This window comes from Stenotrophomonas sp. LM091 (assembly GCF_001806305.1).
GTDB classification, from domain to species: domain Bacteria; phylum Pseudomonadota; class Gammaproteobacteria; order Xanthomonadales; family Xanthomonadaceae; genus Stenotrophomonas; species Stenotrophomonas bentonitica_A.
This window is the reverse complement of record NZ_CP017483.1, coordinates 3,240,526-3,258,521: the sequence shown is the minus strand read 5'-3', so window position 1 is coordinate 3,258,521 and position 17,996 is coordinate 3,240,526. Positions and strand designations below refer to the sequence as shown.

Sequence of the window (17,996 nt, the reverse complement as noted above, 5' to 3'; positions counted from 1 at the left end):
GCAGTCAACGGCCACCGCGCCGTGACGCTCCCGGGTCCTCCGGGCAACCACAAAATCGATTGGCAACATTGCCTGGGAGGGGAAAATGTTGAACCGCAAGCGCAGCGCGCTGAGTCTCGCGCTGGCCGTCGCCCTGACGCCGTTGATGGCGTCGGCGCAGACCGCCGAATCCAGTACCACCACCCCACCGACCGGAAATACGGCAACCAACCTGGACACCGTCCAGGTCACCGGCATCCGCCGTGGCATCGAGAACGCGATCGCGATCAAGCAGGACGCCACCTCGGTGGTCGAAGCGATCTCGGCCGAGGACATCGGCAAATTGCCTGACGTGAGCATCGCCGAATCGCTGGGCCGCCTGCCCGGCCTGGCCGCCCAGCGCGTGGCCGGCCGCGCCCAGGTCATCAGCGTGCGCGGCCTGTCGCCGGATTTCGCCACCACCCTGCTCAACGGCCGCGAAGTGGTCAGCACCGGCGACAACCGCAGCGTCGAGTTCGACCAGTACCCCTCGGAACTGGTCAACGGCGTGACTGTCTACAAGACCCCGGACGCCGCCCTGGTCGGCCAGGGCCTGTCGGGCACCATCGACATGCAGACCGTGCGTCCGTTGAGCTTCGCCGAGCGCGTGATCGCCATCAGCGGCCGCTACCAGAGGAGCTCGCTGGGCAAGGCCGCCAACGTCGACCCGTACGGCAATCGTTTCAGCGCCAGCTACATCGACCAGTTCCTGGACAACACCCTGGGCATCTCGATCGGCTACGCGCACAGCGACATGCCCATCCAGGAAAACCAGGTCGGCCTGTACGAGCCATGGACCACCGAGCAGACCGACCAGGGCAACAGGCCCGGCCTGGCGCCGGGCACCGTGTTCTCCGATGGCATCAAGGCCCTGCGCCGCACCGGCAACAACGAGCGCGACGGCGTGATGGCCACCGTGCAGTTCCGTCCGTCGAACGTGTGGACCAGCACGCTGGATGCCTTCCACACCGAAGCCGAGCAGATCGACACTGCCAACCAGTTCGAGGTCAACCTCAGCAACTACAACGGCGGCTATACCCCGGGCCTGCTGATCACCAACCCGCAGATCAACGCCGACGGTACCTTCGCCGGTGGCGTGGCGACCGGCGTGTACCCGCTGGTGCGCGGCATGTACAACAAGCGCAAGGACAAGATCGACGCGTTCGGCTGGAACAACGAGTTCAACTTCGAGCGGGTCAAGGTTGTCGCCGATGTGAACTACTCCAAGGCCACGCGCAACGAACTGAATCTGGAAAACAACCTGCAGCTCACGCCGATGCCGCAGCTGGATTCGGTCGGCGTGGTGGTCAAACCGGATGGTTTCTCACAGATCAGCCCGGGCCTGGACTATTCCAACCCGGACGCGCTGTTCCTGACCAACACCATCTACGGCTCCGGCTACGGCAAGGTGCCGATGGTCGAAGACCGCCTGAAGGGCGCCCGCCTGCAGGCCACCTTTGCGATGCCCGATTCGCTGCCGTGGTTCTCCGATGTGGACGTGGGCGTGAACTACGCCGACCGCCGCAAGGACAAGACCCAGGCCGAGGGCAACATCCTGCTGGGCGACCAGGGCGATGCCAACATCGCCAGTGACCTGCAGTACGCACCGGTCAATCTGGGCTTCGCCGGTATCGGCTACATCCCCGCCTGGAACGTCCCGGCCGCGGTGGACCGCTACATGGTCTTCAACCCGGTCACCAACCTGGACTATCTGATTCCCAAGGCCTGGACGGTGCAGGAAAAGACCAGCACCGCGTGGATCCGCGCCAACATCAATACCGACCTGGGCGAGGTGGGCCTGCGCGGCAACATCGGCGTACAGATGGTGCGAACCGACCAGAGCTCGCAGTCCAACTACTTCGACCGCTCACGTCCGGACGGCCAGAACATCCTGCCGATCGATGACGGCAAGACCTATACCGATTGGCTGCCCAGCTTGAACCTGGCCTTCATGTTCCCGCACCAGCAGACGCTGCGCTTCGCCGTGGCCAAGCAGGTGGCACGCCCGCGCGTGGACCAGATGCGTGCCGGCCTGGAGTTCGGCGTGGACACCGCCACCGGCAAGCCCGGCGGCAGCGGTGGCAACCCGCTGCTGGATCCATGGCGCGCCAACGCCATCGACCTCTCGTACGAAAAGTACTTCGGCGAGAAGGCCTACGTGGCCGCCGCGGTGTTCTTCAAGGACCTGAAGTCCTACGTCTATACGCAGTCGCGCGATGACTACGACTTCAGCGACCTGCTGGCCAGCTACGTACCGCAGCCGGGCATGATCGTGCCGGTGCTGCCGACCGGCACCTTCTCGGCCCCGCAGAACGGCCAGGGTGGCAAGCTGAAGGGCCTGGAGCTTACCGCCTCGTTCCCGCTGGAGATGCTGACCGAGAGCCTGCGCGGCTTCGGCGTGCAGGCCAGTGCGACGTTCAACGACAGCGACATCAAGATCCTGGACCCGGAAAGCGCCTCCAGCGTGGGCAGCGATCCGATCAGCCTGCCGGGCCTGTCCGAGCGCGTGTACAACTTCACCGCGTACTACGAGCGCAGTGGGTTCGAGGCACGCGTGAGCCAGCGCCGTCGCTCGGACTTCATCGGCGAGATCGGCAATTTCAACGGCAACCGCACCCTGCGATACGTGGTCGGCGAGAACGTGACGGATGCGCAGGTCAGCTACACCTTCGCCGACAGCAGCAGCCTGCATGGGCTGACGCTGCTGCTGCAGGGAAGCAACCTGACCAACGAGCCGTATCGGACCTATGCCGGCACCAAGGATCGCCCGCTGGAGTACGTGGAGTGGGGCCGCACCTACATGCTGGGCGTGAACTACAAGTTCTGATTGAGCTTGCTTCAGCGACGTAGTGCCAGCATCAAGCGTTTGAAGAACCCGCTGCCTTTGCAGCGGGTTTTTTGTTGGTTTCCCTCTGCCCTCTCAAAAGCGTCAGTGCCGACTGTCCGTGGCCTGGTCGGGGGTGTGTGGGTTCGCGGGACGCGCCGTAAACCCATCCATGGGGGCTCGTGAGCCGCATCCATGCGGCACAACGGTCCCGCCAACCCACACACCCCCGCCCTTCGACAGTTGGTTGGTGGCCGTGGGAGTGCAGTGCAGTGCACTGCAACGCAAACCAGAGCAGAGCAAAGGGAGATCGAACGAGGTATCTGCGGTTAGGACCAGCTCGAGCAGTTCGGCCGCCTCGACACTTTTGACCGTGCCGACTACGTCGAACGCCCCGATTGCCGTGACCGCCTGGACCGTTCCGATCACACCGATCATCTCGACCGCACTGGCCGATACGACCGTTGTGAATGCTTCAACTGTTTCAACTGTTTCAACTGTTTCAACTGCTTCAACGCCTGAGACCAGCGCGTCAGCTCAAGCCTTTCGAATTCCGGTCAACATCAGCCTCGCCGGTGCGATGTCGTGCCTGCCCGGCATCGCCTTTCCCTTGCACACCGACACACTGTGAAAGGGTGGGCAGGGGTGGGTTGGCGGGACCGTATGCCGCCATGGATGGCGGCATACGAGCTTACATGGACGTACTTGCAGCGGGTCCCGCTGACCCACCCCTGCCCGCCCAAACCAGCACGACCGCAGCCCTGAGCGCTGTGGCTGTGGCTGTGGCTGTACTCAACGCACAAACGCAAGACAAAAAAAGGGCGAGGCACCTGGCCCCGCCCTCTCAATACCACCGGAAAACCTGATCAGCCGCGTCGCGCGCAATACATCGACTGCGCCGGCAACACCAGCTCACTCCCAACAACCTCGCCCGCGTCCGGACCCGGCACCTGCACCACCTGCCAGTCTCCCACCGGCAGCGACACCCGCACCGGATCCGCCGACAGATTGAACGCCAACAGCAGCGTCTCCTCCCCGTGCACCCGCTCGAACATCAACACCGGCTCGGCGCACGCAAGAAAACGGATATCGCCCACCAACAGCGTCGGCATCGTGCGCCGCCACGCCAGGAACTGACGGAACGCATTCAACACCGAATGCGGATCATGTTCCTGCGTCGCTACCGAGGCGGCCTGATGCTCGGCGGGAATCGGCAACCACGGCTCACCGGTCGTGAACCCCGCCTTCGGCGCATCGAGCCACGGCATCGGCGTGCGGCAGCCATCGCGGCCCTTGAAGTTCGGCCAGAAGGTGATGCCATACGGATCCTGCAGCGCCTCGAACGGCACATCCGCTTCGCCCAGCCCTAGCTCCTCGCCCTGGTACAGGCAGATCGAACCCCGCAGCGAACACAGCATCGCCACCAGCATCCGCGCCAACCGCGGTTGGGCCGGATGGCCGCCCCAGCGCGTCACCGCGCGCTCCACATCGTGGTTGGAGATCGCCCAGCACGGCCAGCCTTCGGTCATCGTCGCTTCCAGCCGCGACACCGTATCGCGGATGTAACCGGCGCTGAAATCCTTCACCAGCAGCTCGAAGCTGTAGCCCATGTGCAGCCGGCCCGGCGCGGTGTACTCGGCCGTGGTGGCCAGCGAATCTTCCGCGGAGATCTCGCCCAGGCTGACCGAGCCGGGGTACTCGTCCAGCAGCACGCGCAGCCGCTCGATGAAACCGATGTTCTCCGGCTGGGTGTTGTTGTAGTAGTGGTACTGGTAGGCGTACGGGTTGTCCGCGCTGAAGCCACGGCCCAGGCGCTTCTCCAGCGGCTTGGCCGGGTTGTCGCGCAGCTGTGCATCGTGGAAGCAGAAGTTGATCGAATCCAGGCGGAAGCCGTCCACGCCGCGATCCAGCCAGAACCGCACGTAATCCAGCGTGGCCTGCTGCACCGCCGGGTTGTGGAAGTTCAGGTCGGGCTGGTCGGCCAGGAAGTTGTGCAGGAAGTACTGCTCGCGGCGCGGCTCCCACTGCCAGGCCACGCCGCCGAAGATCGACATCCAGTTGTTGGGCGGGGTGCCGTCCTCGCGCGGGTCGGCCCATACGTACCAGTCCGCCTTGGAATTGGTGCGGTCCTGGCGGCTCTCCTGGAACCAGGCATGCTCGATCGAGGTATGGCTGAACACCTGGTCGATCATCACCTTCAGGCCCAGCGCATGCGCCTTGGCCAGCAGCTGGTCGAAGTCGGCCAGCGTGCCGAACATCGGATCGACATCGCGGTGGTCGGCGATGTCATAGCCGAAGTCGGCCATGGGCGATTTGAAGAACGGCGAGACCCAGATCGCGTCGACGCCCAGCGCGGCCACGTAGTCCAGGCGTTCGATGATGCCGGGCAGGTCGCCCACGCCATCGCCATTGGCATCCAGGAAACTGCGCGGGTAGATCTGATAGATGACGGCACCGCGCCACCATGGAGACTGCGACATTGAGGCCCCCCTTCGGGCTTCCACGGCACCCGCGAGGGGGCCAGAAACGAACCCGACAAGCTTAGCGGGGCGCCTCCAGCGGTGGGGTCGGATGCATACGTATTCACGCCAGATGGCGGTGTGCGGCGCATTGCCGGCGCCCGGCCGGGCGGCAGCCAACCGGGCATGGCGCATCGGTGGCGGCGCCCAGGATAGGCAGGGTCCGGCCCCCGCCCCGCGTCTGCCGCGCACCTTGGCCGGGCCACAGGCGCGTCTTCGCAGGCGGAATACGACGGCACCGCCTATAATTCCGGCCAAGCCTGAAAGTCAGACCGCATGACCATCACCGAAGACACCCGCCCCGCGCTGGGCCTGCCCCAGATCCAGTCGCTCGCTGCGCCCGACATGGACGCCGTCGATGCGCTGATTCGTCGCCGACTGTCCTCGGATGTCGTGCTGATCAACCAGATCGCCGACCACATCATCTCGGCCGGCGGCAAGCGCCTGCGCCCGATGCTGGTGATGCTGGCTGGCCGCGCGGTCGGCCAGGCCGGTCCGGAACACCACCAGCTGGCCGCGATCATCGAGTTCATCCATACCTCCACCCTGCTGCACGACGACGTGGTGGACGAATCCAGCCTGCGGCGTGGCCGCAGCACCGCCAATGCGCTGTGGGGCAACGCCCCGAGCGTGCTGGTCGGCGATTTCCTGTACTCGCGCAGCTTCCAGCTGATGGTCGAACTGGACCGCATGCCGGTCATGCGGATCCTGGCCGACACCACCAACCGGATCGCCGAGGGGGAGGTGCTGCAGCTGCTGCACGTGCATAACCCGGATACCGACGAGGCCGCCTACCTGCGTGTGATCGAGCGCAAGACCGCGGTGCTGTTCGCCGCCGGCACCCGTCTGGGCGCGCTGGCCAGTGGTGTCGATGAGGCCACCCAGCAGGCGCTGTACGACTACGGCATGCACCTGGGCTACGCCTTCCAGATTGCCGACGATGTGCTGGACTACTCGGCCAACGCCGATGAGCTGGGCAAGAACCTGGGCGACGACCTCGCCGAGGGCAAGGCCACCCTCCCGTTGATCCACGCGATGGCGCATTCGGATGCGACCACCCGCGAGCGCCTGCGCGAGATCGTGCAGAACGGTGACGCCGAGGCGATGCCGGAAGTGCTGGCGGCCATCCACGCCACCGGCGGGCTGGACTACAGCCGCGCGCGCGCCGAGGAGTATGCCGACGCCGCCGAGCGTGCGCTCGACGGCCTGGCCGACAACGATGCCGTGGCCGCCCTGCGCGGGCTGGCCCGTTACGCGGTGCAGCGTTCGCATTGACCGAGGGCGTAACGGCTGATGGCCCGCGCCCGCGCTCAATGTGAATCCCTCACCGGTAGAGCCGACCGTTGGTCGGCTGCTCGTCCTCCCCGCACCACGATCACCGATGAACGCACCACGCCATGCGCGGTGCAGCCGACCAACGCTCGGCTCTACCGGGGGGTGGTCTCGAACTGCTCCTCACCGGGCTCTGGTCTCGAACCGCTCCTCGAAGAATTCATCCAGTGCCTTCCAGGCACGCTTGGCCGCGCGCTCGTTGTACAGGCATCCCGGCGGGCTGTTGGCATCGGCTTCGGCGAAGCAGTGCACCGCGCCGCTGTAGTTGGTGAACTCCCAGTCGACCTTCGCCGCGTTCATTTCCTGCTCGAAGCTGGCGATGTCGTCCTTGCTCACGCTCTTGTCGTCGGCGCCATTGAGCACCAGCACGGAGGGATGCGTCCCGCCGGCCTTGGCCGGCAGCGGTGAGCCCAGGCCACCGTGCAGGCTGACCACCCCAGCCAGCGGTGCGCCGGCGCGCGCCATCTCCAGCACCGTGGTCCCGCCGAAGCAGAACCCGACCGCGCCGATCCGGCTGGCATCCAGCGGCGCCTTGCCGGCCTGGGCCTTGAGCACCTCGATCGCCTTGAGCGCACGGGCGCGCAGCACGGGGCGGTCGTTGCGCAGCTTGGTCGCCACCGGACCGGCCTCGGCGTCGGTCGTCGGTCGCACGCCCTTGCCGTACACATCAGCCACCAGCACCACGTAGTCATCGCCGGCCAGCTGCTTGGCCTTGGCGATGGCCGAGTCGTTCACGCCCTTCCAGTTCGGCACCATCACCAGGCCGGGGCGCTTGTCATTGTCACTGTCGTCGTAGACCAGCACCCCACTGAACGTGGTGCCATCCTGGGTCCACTCCACCGGCTTGGCCTGCATTGCCGCCAGCGCGGGCAACGCCGTCATGCCCAACAGCACCGCCGCACCCCACCGCCATTGCCTGTTCATGCGTCTGCTCCCGACAGAAAGAGCCCCGAGTGTATGACGGCCGGTTGACGGCACCGTGTAGAAGCGCCGGGTCGACGGCCCCCCGTGATCCGGCAGGCCGGCCACGCCCGACCTCATCTGGATTGATCACCGCCGTCCCTGTTGTTGGATTAACTCCCTCCGTCCCTGTTATGGCAGGCTGGCCGGCCCCGTGTACGGAATACCCCATGAGCCTTGTCGACCGCTTCCTCTCCGGCCTGGTGCCGCGCCTGCCCGACGACGATGCGAGGATGTGGGCGTGGGTCGAGGGCGCCAGCACGGCCGATCTGCAGCGCCTGCGTGAGCGCTGGCCGCGGGTGCCCGAGAGCCTGGTCGCGTTGCTGGCGCGGGTGGATGGCACGCATTTCCGCGCCTACCCGGGCGGCGAGGTGGTGGTGCTGATGCTGGGCTCGGACGTCGAAGAGGGGCATTACCCCTACTACCTGCGTTCGGTGGACCAGGTCTTCGAGGACAGCGCGCAGTGGGATGACAGCATCCGCTCGATCTACGAGGAATGGCTGGAGGAAGACCCGGAGATTCTCGGCGACGGCATCGATGCCGACCTGCCGATGGGCAAGCGCCTGTGCTTCTCGCACTGCATGAACAACGGTGGCACTTCGGTGCTGTACCTGGATTTCGATCCCGCGCCGGGCGGCACCGTCGGCCAGGTGGTGCGCTACCTGCACGACCCGGACAGCTACCGGGTGATCGCGCCGAGCTTCGACGCATACCTGCAGCAGCTTATCGATGGGGACTACGCGTTCATCGATGAAGAAGACGCCTGATCGCAGGATCCCAGGCAGCCGACCAACGGTCGGCTCTACAGCGACCTATCAGGCGATCCCGATGCCCGGGATCGCCGTGATCGCATCGGGATCGAAGCCGGCCAGTTCGGCGAAGTGGCGGCCACGGGCGACGTAGTCGCGGTACACGCCATAGCTGGGCGCGCCCGGCGACAACAGCACCACCCCGCCCTGCCCGCCGAGCGCGGCCTGCGCCAGCTGCATGGCCTCGGGCAGATCGGCGGCCGCATGCAGACCGAAACGGCCGGCATCGGCCAGCGGCTGCAGCAGTGCGTGGATGCGCGGGCCGTTGGCGCCCATCGTGACGATCTCCACCGGCGGTACGTCGTGCGCCATGTGCGCGACGAAGTCGTGCCAGTCCAGACCCCGATCATGCCCGCCCACCAGCAGCGCGATGCGGTGCCCGGCGAAACATTCCAGCGCCGCCAGGCTCGCGTGCGGCGTGGTGCTGATCGAATCGTTGACGTAGGTGATCCCCTCGCGCGTCCCGATCGTCTGCAGGCGGTTGGGCAGCGGGCGGAAGTCCTGCACCCTCGGCGCGAGCGCCACTGCGTCCAGGCCCAGCGCTTCGATCGCCGCCAGCACCGCACACAGGTTGCCGCGGTTGTGACGGCCGGGCAGCGGGGTATGCGAGGTATCGAACACCGGCTGCTCACCGCGATGCACGACATCGCCGCGCATGTGCCAACCCAGCGGCTGGTTGAACCAGATGATCTCGCTGCGGGGCAGCGACAGCCCGGCCAGGTGCGGATCGGCTGCGTTGAGCACCGCGATCCGCGGCGCGGCCCCGGTGACCAGCTGCAGCTTGTCTTCGATGTAGCGCGCTTCGCTGCCGTGCCAGTCCAGGTGTTCGGGGAACAGGTTCAGCACGATGGCGACCTGTGGGTGCGCGCCACTGCGCGCGACCTCGCCGGTCTGGTAGCTGGAGAGTTCCACCGCCCAGTACTGCGGCGCGGGCTGCGGCGCCAGCACTTCCAGCAGCGGCAGGCCGATGTTGCCGATCAGCCCGGTGCGCGCGCCGGAGGCACGCAGCAGGTGCGCCAGCAGCGCGGTGGTGGTGCTCTTGCCCTTGGTGCCGGTCACGCACACGGTGTCGTGCACGATGCCGTCGGCGGCGGCCTGCTCGGCGAACCACAGCGAGGTACCGCCGATGAACTGCGTGCCCTGCGCCCCGGCGTGCAGTGCCGCCTCGCCATACGGGCTGATGCCCGGTGATTTGATCACCACGTCGAACGCCGCGAGCGCCTCGCCGGTGACCGCCGATCGCACCGTCAGCGCAGCGCCGGTTTCCTCGCGCGCTGCGGCGGCCTCGGTCTCCGGGCAGAACAGGGTCAGCGGCAGCGATGGCAGCCGCTGTTGCAGGACGCCGAACGCAGCGCGCCCCTCGCGTCCCCATCCCCACAGGGCAACGCGCTTGCCCTCAAGCTGCGAAATTCGCACGCAGGCGCTCCCAGATCGCCGGCGGAATGCGGTGTTCGCCTTCCAGTACCAGCAGCGGTTCGATCTGCAGTTCGGTGGCCTCCAGCTGCGGGCGGATCTCGTGGACGAAACGCTTCACCAGCGCGTCTTCATTCCACTCCGGGCGCGCGGCCAGGGTCGCCATCGCCGCACGCGATTCGCGGCCTTCGCCGACGCACTCGAACGGCTTGTGGTCCTGGAATTCCAGCAGCGCATCGAAGCCGGGGGCCTGCTCGATATCGTCGAGCAGATTGCGGCCGAAGATCCCGACCAGGCGCATCTTCGGCATGAACGGAGCCAGCGCCAGGAACACGAAGTGACACTTCGGGCAGACACCGCACCAGCGGTTCACCGGGCGCTCGCCCAGGATGTGGAAGTTGCGGTTGCAGCTGGAGAAATGCGCGTCGTAGAAATCGCTCTTGGCGAACTGACGCGCCACCGCCAGCTCCGACAGCGGGCGCAGCAGCGAGTAATAGTGCAGGTCCGCCGCGACGTGCCGCTCCAGGTGCTCGCCGAAGGCCTGCTCGAACGCCCAGCCCTTCGACCACTGGTGGTTGACCTCGCCGGTGCCGGGAATCTGGCTGCCATAGCTGGCCGAGCGTTCGTTGGAGAACACCACCTGGTCCACGCCCTGCAGCAGCGCGGCCAGCACCATGATCGCCGAGTTCACCGCGGTGACCGGGATATGCCCGTTCCAGGCGCCCTGGCGATTGAGCTCGAACAGCTCCGGGGCCAGCGTGCGGCCGATGTTGAGGATCGGCAGGCCGGTGCGCTCGGCGCAGGCGCGGATCAGCTGCGAGCCACCGATCCAGGTGACGGTCTCGGCGATGCCCAGGTGGCGCAGCGCTTCGATGCTGACCAGTGAATCCTTGCCGCCGCCGATGGCGACCAGCGCGTGTTCGCGCAGGCCCAGTGCCGGCGCGGCGAAGGCCTCGCCCTCCACCGGCAGGCGGAACCGGCCACGCAGGTTCAGGCCATTGCGGTAGGCGAACTCGCCCAGGCCGTTGAGGTACACCGTCTCGACCAGCGCGGCGGTGGCCGCATCGATGGCGTAGCTGTCGATGCGCACCTGCTCGGGAACGCCCGCCTTGTAATAGCTCACACCGGCGATCAGGTGCAGCAGGCGCAGGGCGCGCTGCACCGCTTCGGCGCGGTCGCCCTCGAGCACGAACGGCGCACCGGGGATGGTGACCGTCTCGATCAGTTCCGGGCCGTCATCGAAGGCGTAGACCAGCTGCGCCACGCCGGTGTCCGCGGCGAACGCGCAGCGGACGAAGCGGAAAACGGCAACCTGGTGTTTATCAAAAGCAGTCATGGTGTATCCGGTTTGAAAGGCGGCAGGCAGCGGTCACGGGCCATCATCGATGACGTCCTCGCGCGGCAGCTCGCGCTGGTTGTAAGTGTTGGCCATGACGTAGCCATACGCGCCGGCGTCGGCGATCAGCATCACATCGTCCGGCGCGGTCGAGGCCGGCAGGCGGCGACGCTTGCCGAACACATCGCTGGATTCGCAGATCGGCCCGACCACATCGAACATCGCTTCGGAGTAGCCGCTGAGGCGGCTGAGGTTCTCGATGTCATGCCAGGCGTCGTACAGGGCCGGGCGCATCAGCGTATTCATGCCCGCATCCAGACCGACGCGGCGGATGCCGTCCTTCTCCACCACCTGGGTGGCCCGGGCCAGCAGCACGCCGGACTCGGCCACCAGATAGCGGCCCGGCTCGATCGCCAGCCGGAACGCCGGGTGCACGGCCTTCACTTCGGCCAGGCCGGCGGCCCACGCGTCCAGATCGAAGGGCTCGTCGTCGGCGCTGTACGGGATCGGCAGGCCACCGCCGATATCGATGGTCTCGACGCTGCCGATGCGGCGGGCGAACCCGGCCAACTCATCGCACATCAGGCGCCAGTGCTGCGCGGTTTCCACGCCGCTGCCCAGGTGGGCATGCAGGCCGACCACGCGGGTGCCCAGCTCGCCGGCGATGCGCACGAACTCATCCACGCGCGCGATCGGCAGGCCGAACTTGGAGTCCTTGCCACCGGTGCGGACCTTGGCATGGTGGCCTTCGCCACGGCCCAGGTCCACGCGCAGCCACAGCTCGCGGTTGCTGAACAGTTCCGGCCAGCGCTGCAGCGCTTCCACGTTGTCCAGGGTGACGGTGACGCCCAGCGCGAACGCGGCATCGTATTCGGCGTGCGGCGCAAAGCTCGGGGTGAACAGCACGCGCTTGGGCGACAGCGTCGGCAGCGTGTTGAACACGTGCTTGAGCTCGCCGTGCGAGACGCACTCCAGGCCGAAGCCTTCCTGCTCCAGCACTTCCAGGATGGCCGGGTGCGAGTTGGCCTTGATCGCGTAGTAACGCTGGTCGATCGCCTTGATCGCGTTCAGCGCGCGCGCACGCGCCCGCACCGTCGGCAGGTTGTACACGTAACGCGGCGTACCGGCCTGGGCGAGCGTCAGCAGGTGCTCGCGCTGGCCCCGCCACCAGGCGGTTTCGCGCGGGCGGATGGTGCCGGCGATCTCGCGCCAGCGCGGGCCGAAGACTTCGCCCTCTTCCACCGGCATCGCGCCGCTGTCGATCAGCTCGGCGTGCAGGATCGGCAGCAGGCCGTCCGCATCCGCCTCGTCGATCACGAAGGTCAGGTTCAAGTCGTTGGACGACTGCGAAATCATGTGCACGCGTTCGCGGCCGAAGGTGGCCCACACGTCCGAGAGCTTGTGCAGCAGCGAGCGCATGCCGCGGCCGACCAGGGTGATCGCCGCGCACGGCACGATGATCTTGACCTTGCAGATCTGCGAGAGGTCGGCCGACAGCGCGGCCAGCACGTCGGTGCTGACCAGGTTCTCGGAGGGATCCAGCGAAACGGTCACGTTGGTCTCGGCCGAACCGATCAGGTCAACGGACAGGCCATGCTTCTTGAACAGCCCGAACACGTCGGCCAGGAAGCCGACCTGCTGCCACATGCCGATGCCTTCCATCGAGACCAGCACGATCCCGTTGCGGCGGCTGATCGCCTTCACGCCCGGCACCGCTGCGGCATTGCCGTCGATGCTGGTGCCCGGCAGCTCGGGGCGCTCGGTATCCAGGATCGCCATCGGCACCCCGGCGTCGCGGCACGGCTTGATCGAACGCGGGTGCAGCACCTTGGCGCCGGTCGTCGCGATTTCCTGCGCCTCGTAATAGTCCAGGCGGGTCAGCAGGCGCGCGTCCGGCACGTCCTTCGGGTTGGCACTGAACATGCCCGGCACGTCGGTCCAGATCTCCACGCGGCTGGCACCGAGCAGCGCACCGAAGTACGCCGCCGAGGTATCCGAACCGCCACGGCCGAGGATGGCGGTGCCGCCATCGGCGTGGCGGGAGATGAAGCCCTGGGTGATCAGCATGCGGGTCGGCTGGGCGCGGAAACGCGTGGCCCAATCGGCCTCGGCACGCCACTGGCAGTTCACCGACAGGCGCTGCGACCACTCGCTCTGGCTGGGCTGCGGCGGCAGCGCATCGAGCCACTCGCGCGCGTCCATCCAGCCGAAATCCAGACCGCTGGCGCGCAGATAGGCCGCACCAACGGTCGAGGACAGCAGTTCGCCCTGGCCCAGCACCTCGGCCTGCCATTCCAGCGGCCGCCCGGCGGCACGGGGATCATCGAGCAGCCCGGCCAGCGCATCCAGACGGACGTCCAGCGCGGTGGCATCCAGCTCCAGCTCGGTCAGGAACGCGCGGTGGCGCGCGACCAGCGCCGCGACGCGGTCGCGGCTGTCGGCGGCGCCATCGGCGATCGCGGTGAGTTCATTGGTCACCCCGGACAGCGCCGACACCACCACCAGCACGCGCGAGCCCGTTTCTTCCGCCCGTTTTTTCGCCAGTTTGCCGATGGTGTCCCAGCGGTGACGACGCGACACGGAGGTGCCGCCGAACTTCAGTACGATCCAGCGATCGACAAGGGGGGAAGCTGACATGGAGGTGGAGGTTTGGGTAGTGAGGGGAATCGCCCGGCACGCCGGGCCGAACCCCCGATTCTATGCCAAGCCTGGCCGTTGCAGGGCCCGGGCGGCCCAGGCCGGGCGGATTTGGCCGGTCGCCGGTGCGCGGGGCGCCGGTCACGGCCCGGAACGCAGCCCCGATTGGTAAGCTGCCCGCCCGTTTTTCGTTGAGCGATCTGCCATGACCTCCCGTCGTTTCCTGCAGCTGGATGTGTTCTCGCCCTACCCCGGCGCCGGCAACCCGCTGGCCGTCGTGCTCGATGCACAGGGGCTGGACGCGGCGGCGATGCAGGCCATTGCCCGCTGGACGCGGCTGCCGGAAACCACCTTCGTGTTCCCGCCGCAGGCCCCGGGTGCCAGCTACGGCATCCGCATGTTCAGCCCGCAGAAGGAAGTCCCGTTCGCCGGCCACCCCAGCGTGGGCACCGCCCATGCCGTGCTGGAACTGGGCGTGGCCGCGCCGGTCGAGGGCGTGCTGGTCCAGGACGGCATCGCCGGGGCGTTGCCCCTGCGCGTGGACGGCAGCGGCGCTACCCGCACCATTGCGATCCGCACGCCGCGTGCAGCGGTGGCCGAAGTGACGACCGCCAACGATCCGCGCATGCAGGCCGCGCTGGCCGGTTGGCCCTTGGGCAGCCTGCCGCCGGCGCGCATGGCCGGTGGCCGCAGCTGGTGGGTGGTTGAACTGGCAGACGAAGCGGCCCTGCGCGCACTCACCCCGGACTGGGATGCCGTTGCCACCCTGGCCGAAGCGACCGACACCATGGGCGTGTTCGCCTATGCGCGCAGCCAGGGCCAGGCCTGGGATCTCGCGGTACGCGCCTTCGTCGGCAATGGCCGTCGCTTTGAAGACGCTGCCTCCGGTGCGGCCAATGCCGTGCTCGCTGCCTGGCTGGACAGCCGCGATGCCCTGCCCGGCACCGCGCACGGCTACGTGGTCAGCCAGGGCCGCGAAGTCGGCCACGACGCGCGCCTGACCCTGCGCATCGATGACCACGGCGATGTCTGGTCCGGCGGCCAGGTGCAGACCGTCATCCGCGGCACGCTGGACTGGTGATCCTGCGGCGGCGACTCAGCGCGCCGCGTCATACACCGGTGCGCCATCGACCCAGGTCGAGCGCACCTGCAGGTCGGCCAGCCCGGCGGGCGGCACGCTGAGCGGGTCGCGATCAAGCACCACGAAGTCCGCGCGCAGGCCCGGCTGCAACCGCCCGACCTGGCTGTCGTCATGACCCGCCCAGGCCGCATCGGCGGTGAACCCGCGCAGCGCTTCGGCTGCGGTCAGCCGCTGATCAGGCTGCCAGCCGCCGGGCGGTCGGCCGGCACGGTCCTGGCGGGTGACCGCCGCATGCAGGCCCAGCCGCGGGTCGACCTGCTCGACCGGGAAGTCCGAGCCCAGCGCGAGCCGGGCACCGGAGGCCAGCATCCGCCGCCAGGCATAGGCACCGAGGATGCGCTCGGGCCCGACCCGATCCTGCGCCCAGCCCATGTCCGAGGTGGCGTGGGTAGGCTGCATCGAGGCGATCACGCCGAGCTGGGCGAAACGCGGAATGTCCTCCAGCGCGACCACCTGCGCATGTTCGATGCGCCAGCGATGGTCGCCGCTGCGGCGCTCGCCGAGCACCCGTGCATAGGTATCCAGCGCGATCCGGTTGCCGCGGTCGCCGATCGCATGCGTGGCGACCTGTACATGGCAGGCATCGGCGTTGCGCACGGCGGTCTCGAAGTCCTCAGGTGAGGTGACCAGCAAGCCGCGGTTGTGCGGGTCATCGCTGTAATCGGCCAACAGCGCCGCACCGCGGCTGCCCAGCGCGCCATCCATGAACAGCTTGACCCCGCGCATTTCCAGCCGGCCGCCGGCGTGCTGGTAGGCCCCGTTCGCGCACAGATCGGCCAATGCGTCGCTGTTGCCATCGGCATAGGCATCGATGCGCAGCGGCAACCTGCCGGCGTCGGCGAAGCGGCGCATCAGGGCCAGATCGGCGCGCGATACGCCCATGTCGTGCACGCCGGTCAGGCCCTGGCTGACTGCTTTGTCGAGCGCGCGGGTCAGCATCTGCTCGCGTGCGGCCTCGCCCGGGGACGGTATCGCCGCCTGCACCAGGGTCATCGCTTCATCGATGAACACCCCGCTCGGCTGGCCCTTGGCATCGCGCACGATGCGCCCGCCTGCAGGCTGCCAGTTGCCCTTCAGCGTGCGTTGCCCGGGGCGCTGGGCGACCGCGCGCAGTGCCGCGCTGTTGCCCCAGCCGGCGTGGCCGTCGATGCGGCCCAACCAGACCGGGCGGTCCGGGAATGCAGCGTCGAGATCGGCCACGGTCGGAAACTGTCTGCCCGCCCAGCGGTTCTGGTCCCAGCCGCTGCCCAGCAGCCAGCCCTCGGGGTTCTCCGCTGCAAAGCGCTGCAGGCGCGCGACGATGTCGGCAGTGCTGGTCGCGCCCGTCAGGTCGGCCTGCATCAGGGTGCCGCCGAGGAACATCAGGTGCGCGTGCGCGTCGATCAGGCCCGGAATCACGGTCGCCTGGCCGACGTCGGTCAGCGCCGCCAGTGGATACAGCTCGAGCATCGCCTGCCGGTCACCGACGGCGAGCACGCGCCCGGTCTCGGTCTCCCATGCCAGCGCGGTGGCGGTCGGCGCGTCCGGATCGCCGGTGTGGATGGTGGCGGCGGTCAACAGGCGGACATCGGCCTGCGCGGTGCCGGCCAGCAGGCAGGCCATCAGGGCAGCGAGAGCAGTCGGACGCATGCAGACACCCCACAAAAGGAAAGCGGCGACTATGCGGCCGCCGCTTTCCCATCACAATCTGCTGTGCACCAATCGCGCGCCGATCAACTGGCCAGTTCGGCTTCCAGCGTGATCGGCACCGCACTGAGCGCCTTGGAGACCGGGCAGTTCTGCTTGGCGTCATCGGCGATGGCACGGAACTGGGTGGCCTCGATGTTCGGCACCACGGCCTTCACCTTCAACGTGATCTGCGACAGCTGCGGGCCACCTTCCATCGAGAGGTCGACCTTGGCTTCGGTATCCAGCGAGGTCGGCACGAAACCGGCTTCGGTGAGCTTGGCCGACAGCGCCATGGTGAAGCAGCCGGCGTGTGCGGCGGCGATCAGTTCTTCCGGGTTGGTGCCCTTCTCATCGCCAAAGCGGCTGCTGAAGGCATAGCGGGTTTTGTCCATCAAGCCGCTCTGGGGCGTGCTCAATTGTCCCTTGCCTGTCTTGAGGTCACCTTCCCAATGCGCGGTGGCATGACGCGAAATACCCATCGTTGATCTCCTGCGGGATGAATGGCCAGGCCAGCCTAGACCGGTCCGCGTTAGCACCGTGTCTGGCCGCCGTCAGCCTGCCGCCGGGTGTCGCCCCCAGCTGAATCGGCGATCAGGATGGATGCTGTTTTCAAGTGGTTTTCGTGCGACAGTCGGGGTGCGACGGTCCATGACCGATGGCACCCGCCGCGAGGGCGGACCCTGTTTTTTGGCTATGACCTGATGCACTGCGGTAACGAAGGGCGTGGAAATCACGAATTTTTATGCGTCTGCCTATTGGCGGCGCCCCATAGTTGCCCTACATTTCGCTTGCCGACGGGGTTCGGCGCGACCAAACAACCAACCGTTCACGGAACAGGAAACCATGGCAAAGACCGCTAAGAAGGCTGCCCCGAAGAAGGCAGTAAAGAAAGTCGCTACGAAGGCAGCCGCGAAGCCGGCCGCTCCCAAGCCGATCAAGGAAGTGCTGAGCAAGTCTGGTCTGGTTGCACACATCGTTGAAGCGTCCGGCGTTGTCGCCAAGGACGTGCGCGCCGTGCTCGCCTCGCTGGAAGGCGCCGTCGCCGCTTCGGTGCACAAGAAGGGCGCTGGCAGCTTCACCCTGCCGGGCCTGCTGAAGATCTCCACCGTCAGCGTGCCGGCCAAGCCGAAGCGCAAGGGCATCAACCCGTTCACGAAGGAAGAGCAGTGGTTTGCCGCCAAGCCGGCGTCGACCAAGCTGAAGGTGCGTCCGCTCAAGAAGCTCAAGGACGCCGCGCTCTGATCTGCGCGCTTCCTGCAGCACCCGACGGGACGGCTCACGCCGTCCCGTTTTTTTTGGAGGTTCTGCCATCCCATCGAGGCGGCGGGTGGGTCCGGCG

General features: G+C 67.4%; 13 protein-coding genes. 6 read left to right on the top strand and 7 right to left on the bottom strand.

Annotation, left to right across the window (positions count from 1 at the left end; all coding sequences use genetic code 11):
- Positions 1-85 precede the first annotated feature (85 nt).
- Together BIZ42_RS14405 and BIZ42_RS19575 are read left to right on the top strand one after the other, a co-directional pair.
- On the top strand, positions 86-2,845 hold the full coding sequence (locus tag BIZ42_RS14405; RefSeq protein WP_070426812.1) for a TonB-dependent receptor: 2,760 nt from the start codon (positions 86-88) through the stop codon (positions 2,843-2,845).
- A gap of 400 nt (positions 2,846-3,245) precedes the next feature.
- The gene (locus BIZ42_RS19575; protein ID WP_156785749.1) at positions 3,246-3,473 is read left to right on the top strand and encodes a hypothetical protein; all 228 of its coding nucleotides are present in this window, start codon (positions 3,246-3,248) and stop codon (positions 3,471-3,473) included.
- A gap of 235 nt (positions 3,474-3,708) precedes the next feature.
- Here the strand turns inward: BIZ42_RS19575 and BIZ42_RS14400 are convergent, their stop codons facing one another.
- Positions 3,709-5,322 carry an alpha-glucosidase family protein gene (locus BIZ42_RS14400; RefSeq protein ID WP_070426811.1) on the bottom strand — a complete coding sequence of 538 codons (1,614 nt, stop codon included), beginning with the start codon at positions 5,320-5,322 and terminating at the stop codon, positions 3,709-3,711.
- A gap of 315 nt (positions 5,323-5,637) precedes the next feature.
- On the opposite strand from BIZ42_RS14400, the gene BIZ42_RS14395 reads away from it, so the two are divergent.
- The gene (locus BIZ42_RS14395) at positions 5,638-6,636 is read left to right on the top strand and encodes a polyprenyl synthetase family protein (RefSeq protein ID WP_070426810.1); all 999 of its coding nucleotides are present in this window, start codon (positions 5,638-5,640) and stop codon (positions 6,634-6,636) included.
- 180 nt (positions 6,637-6,816) lie between these two features.
- Here BIZ42_RS14395 and BIZ42_RS14390 read toward each other — a convergent pair whose 3' ends face one another.
- Positions 6,817-7,617 carry a dienelactone hydrolase family protein gene (locus BIZ42_RS14390; protein ID WP_070426809.1) on the bottom strand — a complete coding sequence of 267 codons (801 nt, stop codon included), beginning with the start codon at positions 7,615-7,617 and terminating at the stop codon, positions 6,817-6,819.
- 206 nt (positions 7,618-7,823) lie between these two features.
- On the opposite strand from BIZ42_RS14390, the gene BIZ42_RS14385 reads away from it, so the two are divergent.
- Positions 7,824-8,420 carry an SMI1/KNR4 family protein gene (locus BIZ42_RS14385; RefSeq protein WP_070426808.1) on the top strand — a complete coding sequence of 199 codons (597 nt, stop codon included), beginning with the start codon at positions 7,824-7,826 and terminating at the stop codon, positions 8,418-8,420.
- A gap of 48 nt (positions 8,421-8,468) precedes the next feature.
- Here the strand turns inward: BIZ42_RS14385 and murD are convergent, their stop codons facing one another.
- From murD to BIZ42_RS14370, 3 genes are read right to left on the bottom strand one after another with little or no spacing between them, the layout of a single operon-like run.
- Positions 8,469-9,878 (bottom strand): UDP-N-acetylmuramoyl-L-alanine--D-glutamate ligase, encoded by a 1,410-nt coding sequence (gene murD / locus BIZ42_RS14380; protein WP_070426807.1) that lies wholly within the window; start codon positions 9,876-9,878, stop codon positions 8,469-8,471.
- Positions 9,859-11,211 carry a UDP-N-acetyl-alpha-D-muramoyl-L-alanyl-L-glutamate epimerase gene (murL, locus tag BIZ42_RS14375; protein ID WP_070426806.1) on the bottom strand — a complete coding sequence of 451 codons (1,353 nt, stop codon included), beginning with the start codon at positions 11,209-11,211 and terminating at the stop codon, positions 9,859-9,861. The genes murD and murL overlap by 20 nt, the downstream gene beginning before the upstream one ends.
- Before the next feature lie 33 nt (positions 11,212-11,244).
- The gene (locus BIZ42_RS14370) at positions 11,245-13,848 is read right to left on the bottom strand and encodes a bifunctional aspartate kinase/diaminopimelate decarboxylase (RefSeq protein ID WP_070426805.1); all 2,604 of its coding nucleotides are present in this window, start codon (positions 13,846-13,848) and stop codon (positions 11,245-11,247) included.
- Positions 13,849-14,053: 205 nt separating this feature from the next.
- Here BIZ42_RS14370 and BIZ42_RS14365 point away from each other — a divergent pair, with 205 nt between their 5' ends.
- Entirely contained in the window at positions 14,054-14,929 is an 876-nt protein-coding gene (locus BIZ42_RS14365) for a PhzF family phenazine biosynthesis protein (RefSeq protein ID WP_070426804.1), read from the top strand.
- Positions 14,930-14,944: 15 nt separating this feature from the next.
- On the opposite strand, the gene BIZ42_RS14360 is transcribed toward BIZ42_RS14365, so the two are convergent.
- On the bottom strand, positions 14,945-16,618 hold the full coding sequence (locus BIZ42_RS14360; protein ID WP_237393514.1) for an amidohydrolase: 1,674 nt from the start codon (positions 16,616-16,618) through the stop codon (positions 14,945-14,947).
- Positions 16,619-16,701: 83 nt separating this feature from the next.
- Positions 16,702-17,136 carry an OsmC family protein gene (locus tag BIZ42_RS14355; protein WP_070426802.1) on the bottom strand — a complete coding sequence of 145 codons (435 nt, stop codon included), beginning with the start codon at positions 17,134-17,136 and terminating at the stop codon, positions 16,702-16,704.
- Between the two features lie 364 nt (positions 17,137-17,500).
- On the opposite strand from BIZ42_RS14355, the gene BIZ42_RS14350 reads away from it, so the two are divergent.
- On the top strand, positions 17,501-17,899 hold the full coding sequence (locus tag BIZ42_RS14350; protein ID WP_019185677.1) for an HU family DNA-binding protein: 399 nt from the start codon (positions 17,501-17,503) through the stop codon (positions 17,897-17,899).
- Positions 17,900-17,996 lie beyond the last annotated feature (97 nt).

Coding starts and splice junctions, on each gene's coding strand:
- BIZ42_RS14400 (WP_070426811.1), bottom strand. CDS start 5,322: ATGTCGCAGTCTCCATGGTGGCGCGGTGCCGTCATCTATCAGATCTAC.
- murL (WP_070426806.1), bottom strand. CDS start 11,211: ATGACTGCTTTTGATAAACACCAGGTTGCCGTTTTCCGCTTCGTCCGC.
- BIZ42_RS14350 (WP_019185677.1), top strand. CDS start 17,501: ATGGCAAAGACCGCTAAGAAGGCTGCCCCGAAGAAGGCAGTAAAGAAA.
- BIZ42_RS14390 (WP_070426809.1), bottom strand. CDS start 7,617: ATGAACAGGCAATGGCGGTGGGGTGCGGCGGTGCTGTTGGGCATGACG.
- BIZ42_RS14360 (WP_237393514.1), bottom strand. CDS start 16,618: ATGCGTCCGACTGCTCTCGCTGCCCTGATGGCCTGCCTGCTGGCCGGC.
- BIZ42_RS14370 (WP_070426805.1), bottom strand. CDS start 13,848: ATGTCAGCTTCCCCCCTTGTCGATCGCTGGATCGTACTGAAGTTCGGC.
- BIZ42_RS14405 (WP_070426812.1), top strand. CDS start 86: ATGTTGAACCGCAAGCGCAGCGCGCTGAGTCTCGCGCTGGCCGTCGCC.
- BIZ42_RS14395 (WP_070426810.1), top strand. CDS start 5,638: ATGACCATCACCGAAGACACCCGCCCCGCGCTGGGCCTGCCCCAGATC.
- BIZ42_RS14385 (WP_070426808.1), top strand. CDS start 7,824: ATGAGCCTTGTCGACCGCTTCCTCTCCGGCCTGGTGCCGCGCCTGCCC.
- BIZ42_RS14355 (WP_070426802.1), bottom strand. CDS start 17,136: ATGGGTATTTCGCGTCATGCCACCGCGCATTGGGAAGGTGACCTCAAG.
- BIZ42_RS14365 (WP_070426804.1), top strand. CDS start 14,054: ATGACCTCCCGTCGTTTCCTGCAGCTGGATGTGTTCTCGCCCTACCCC.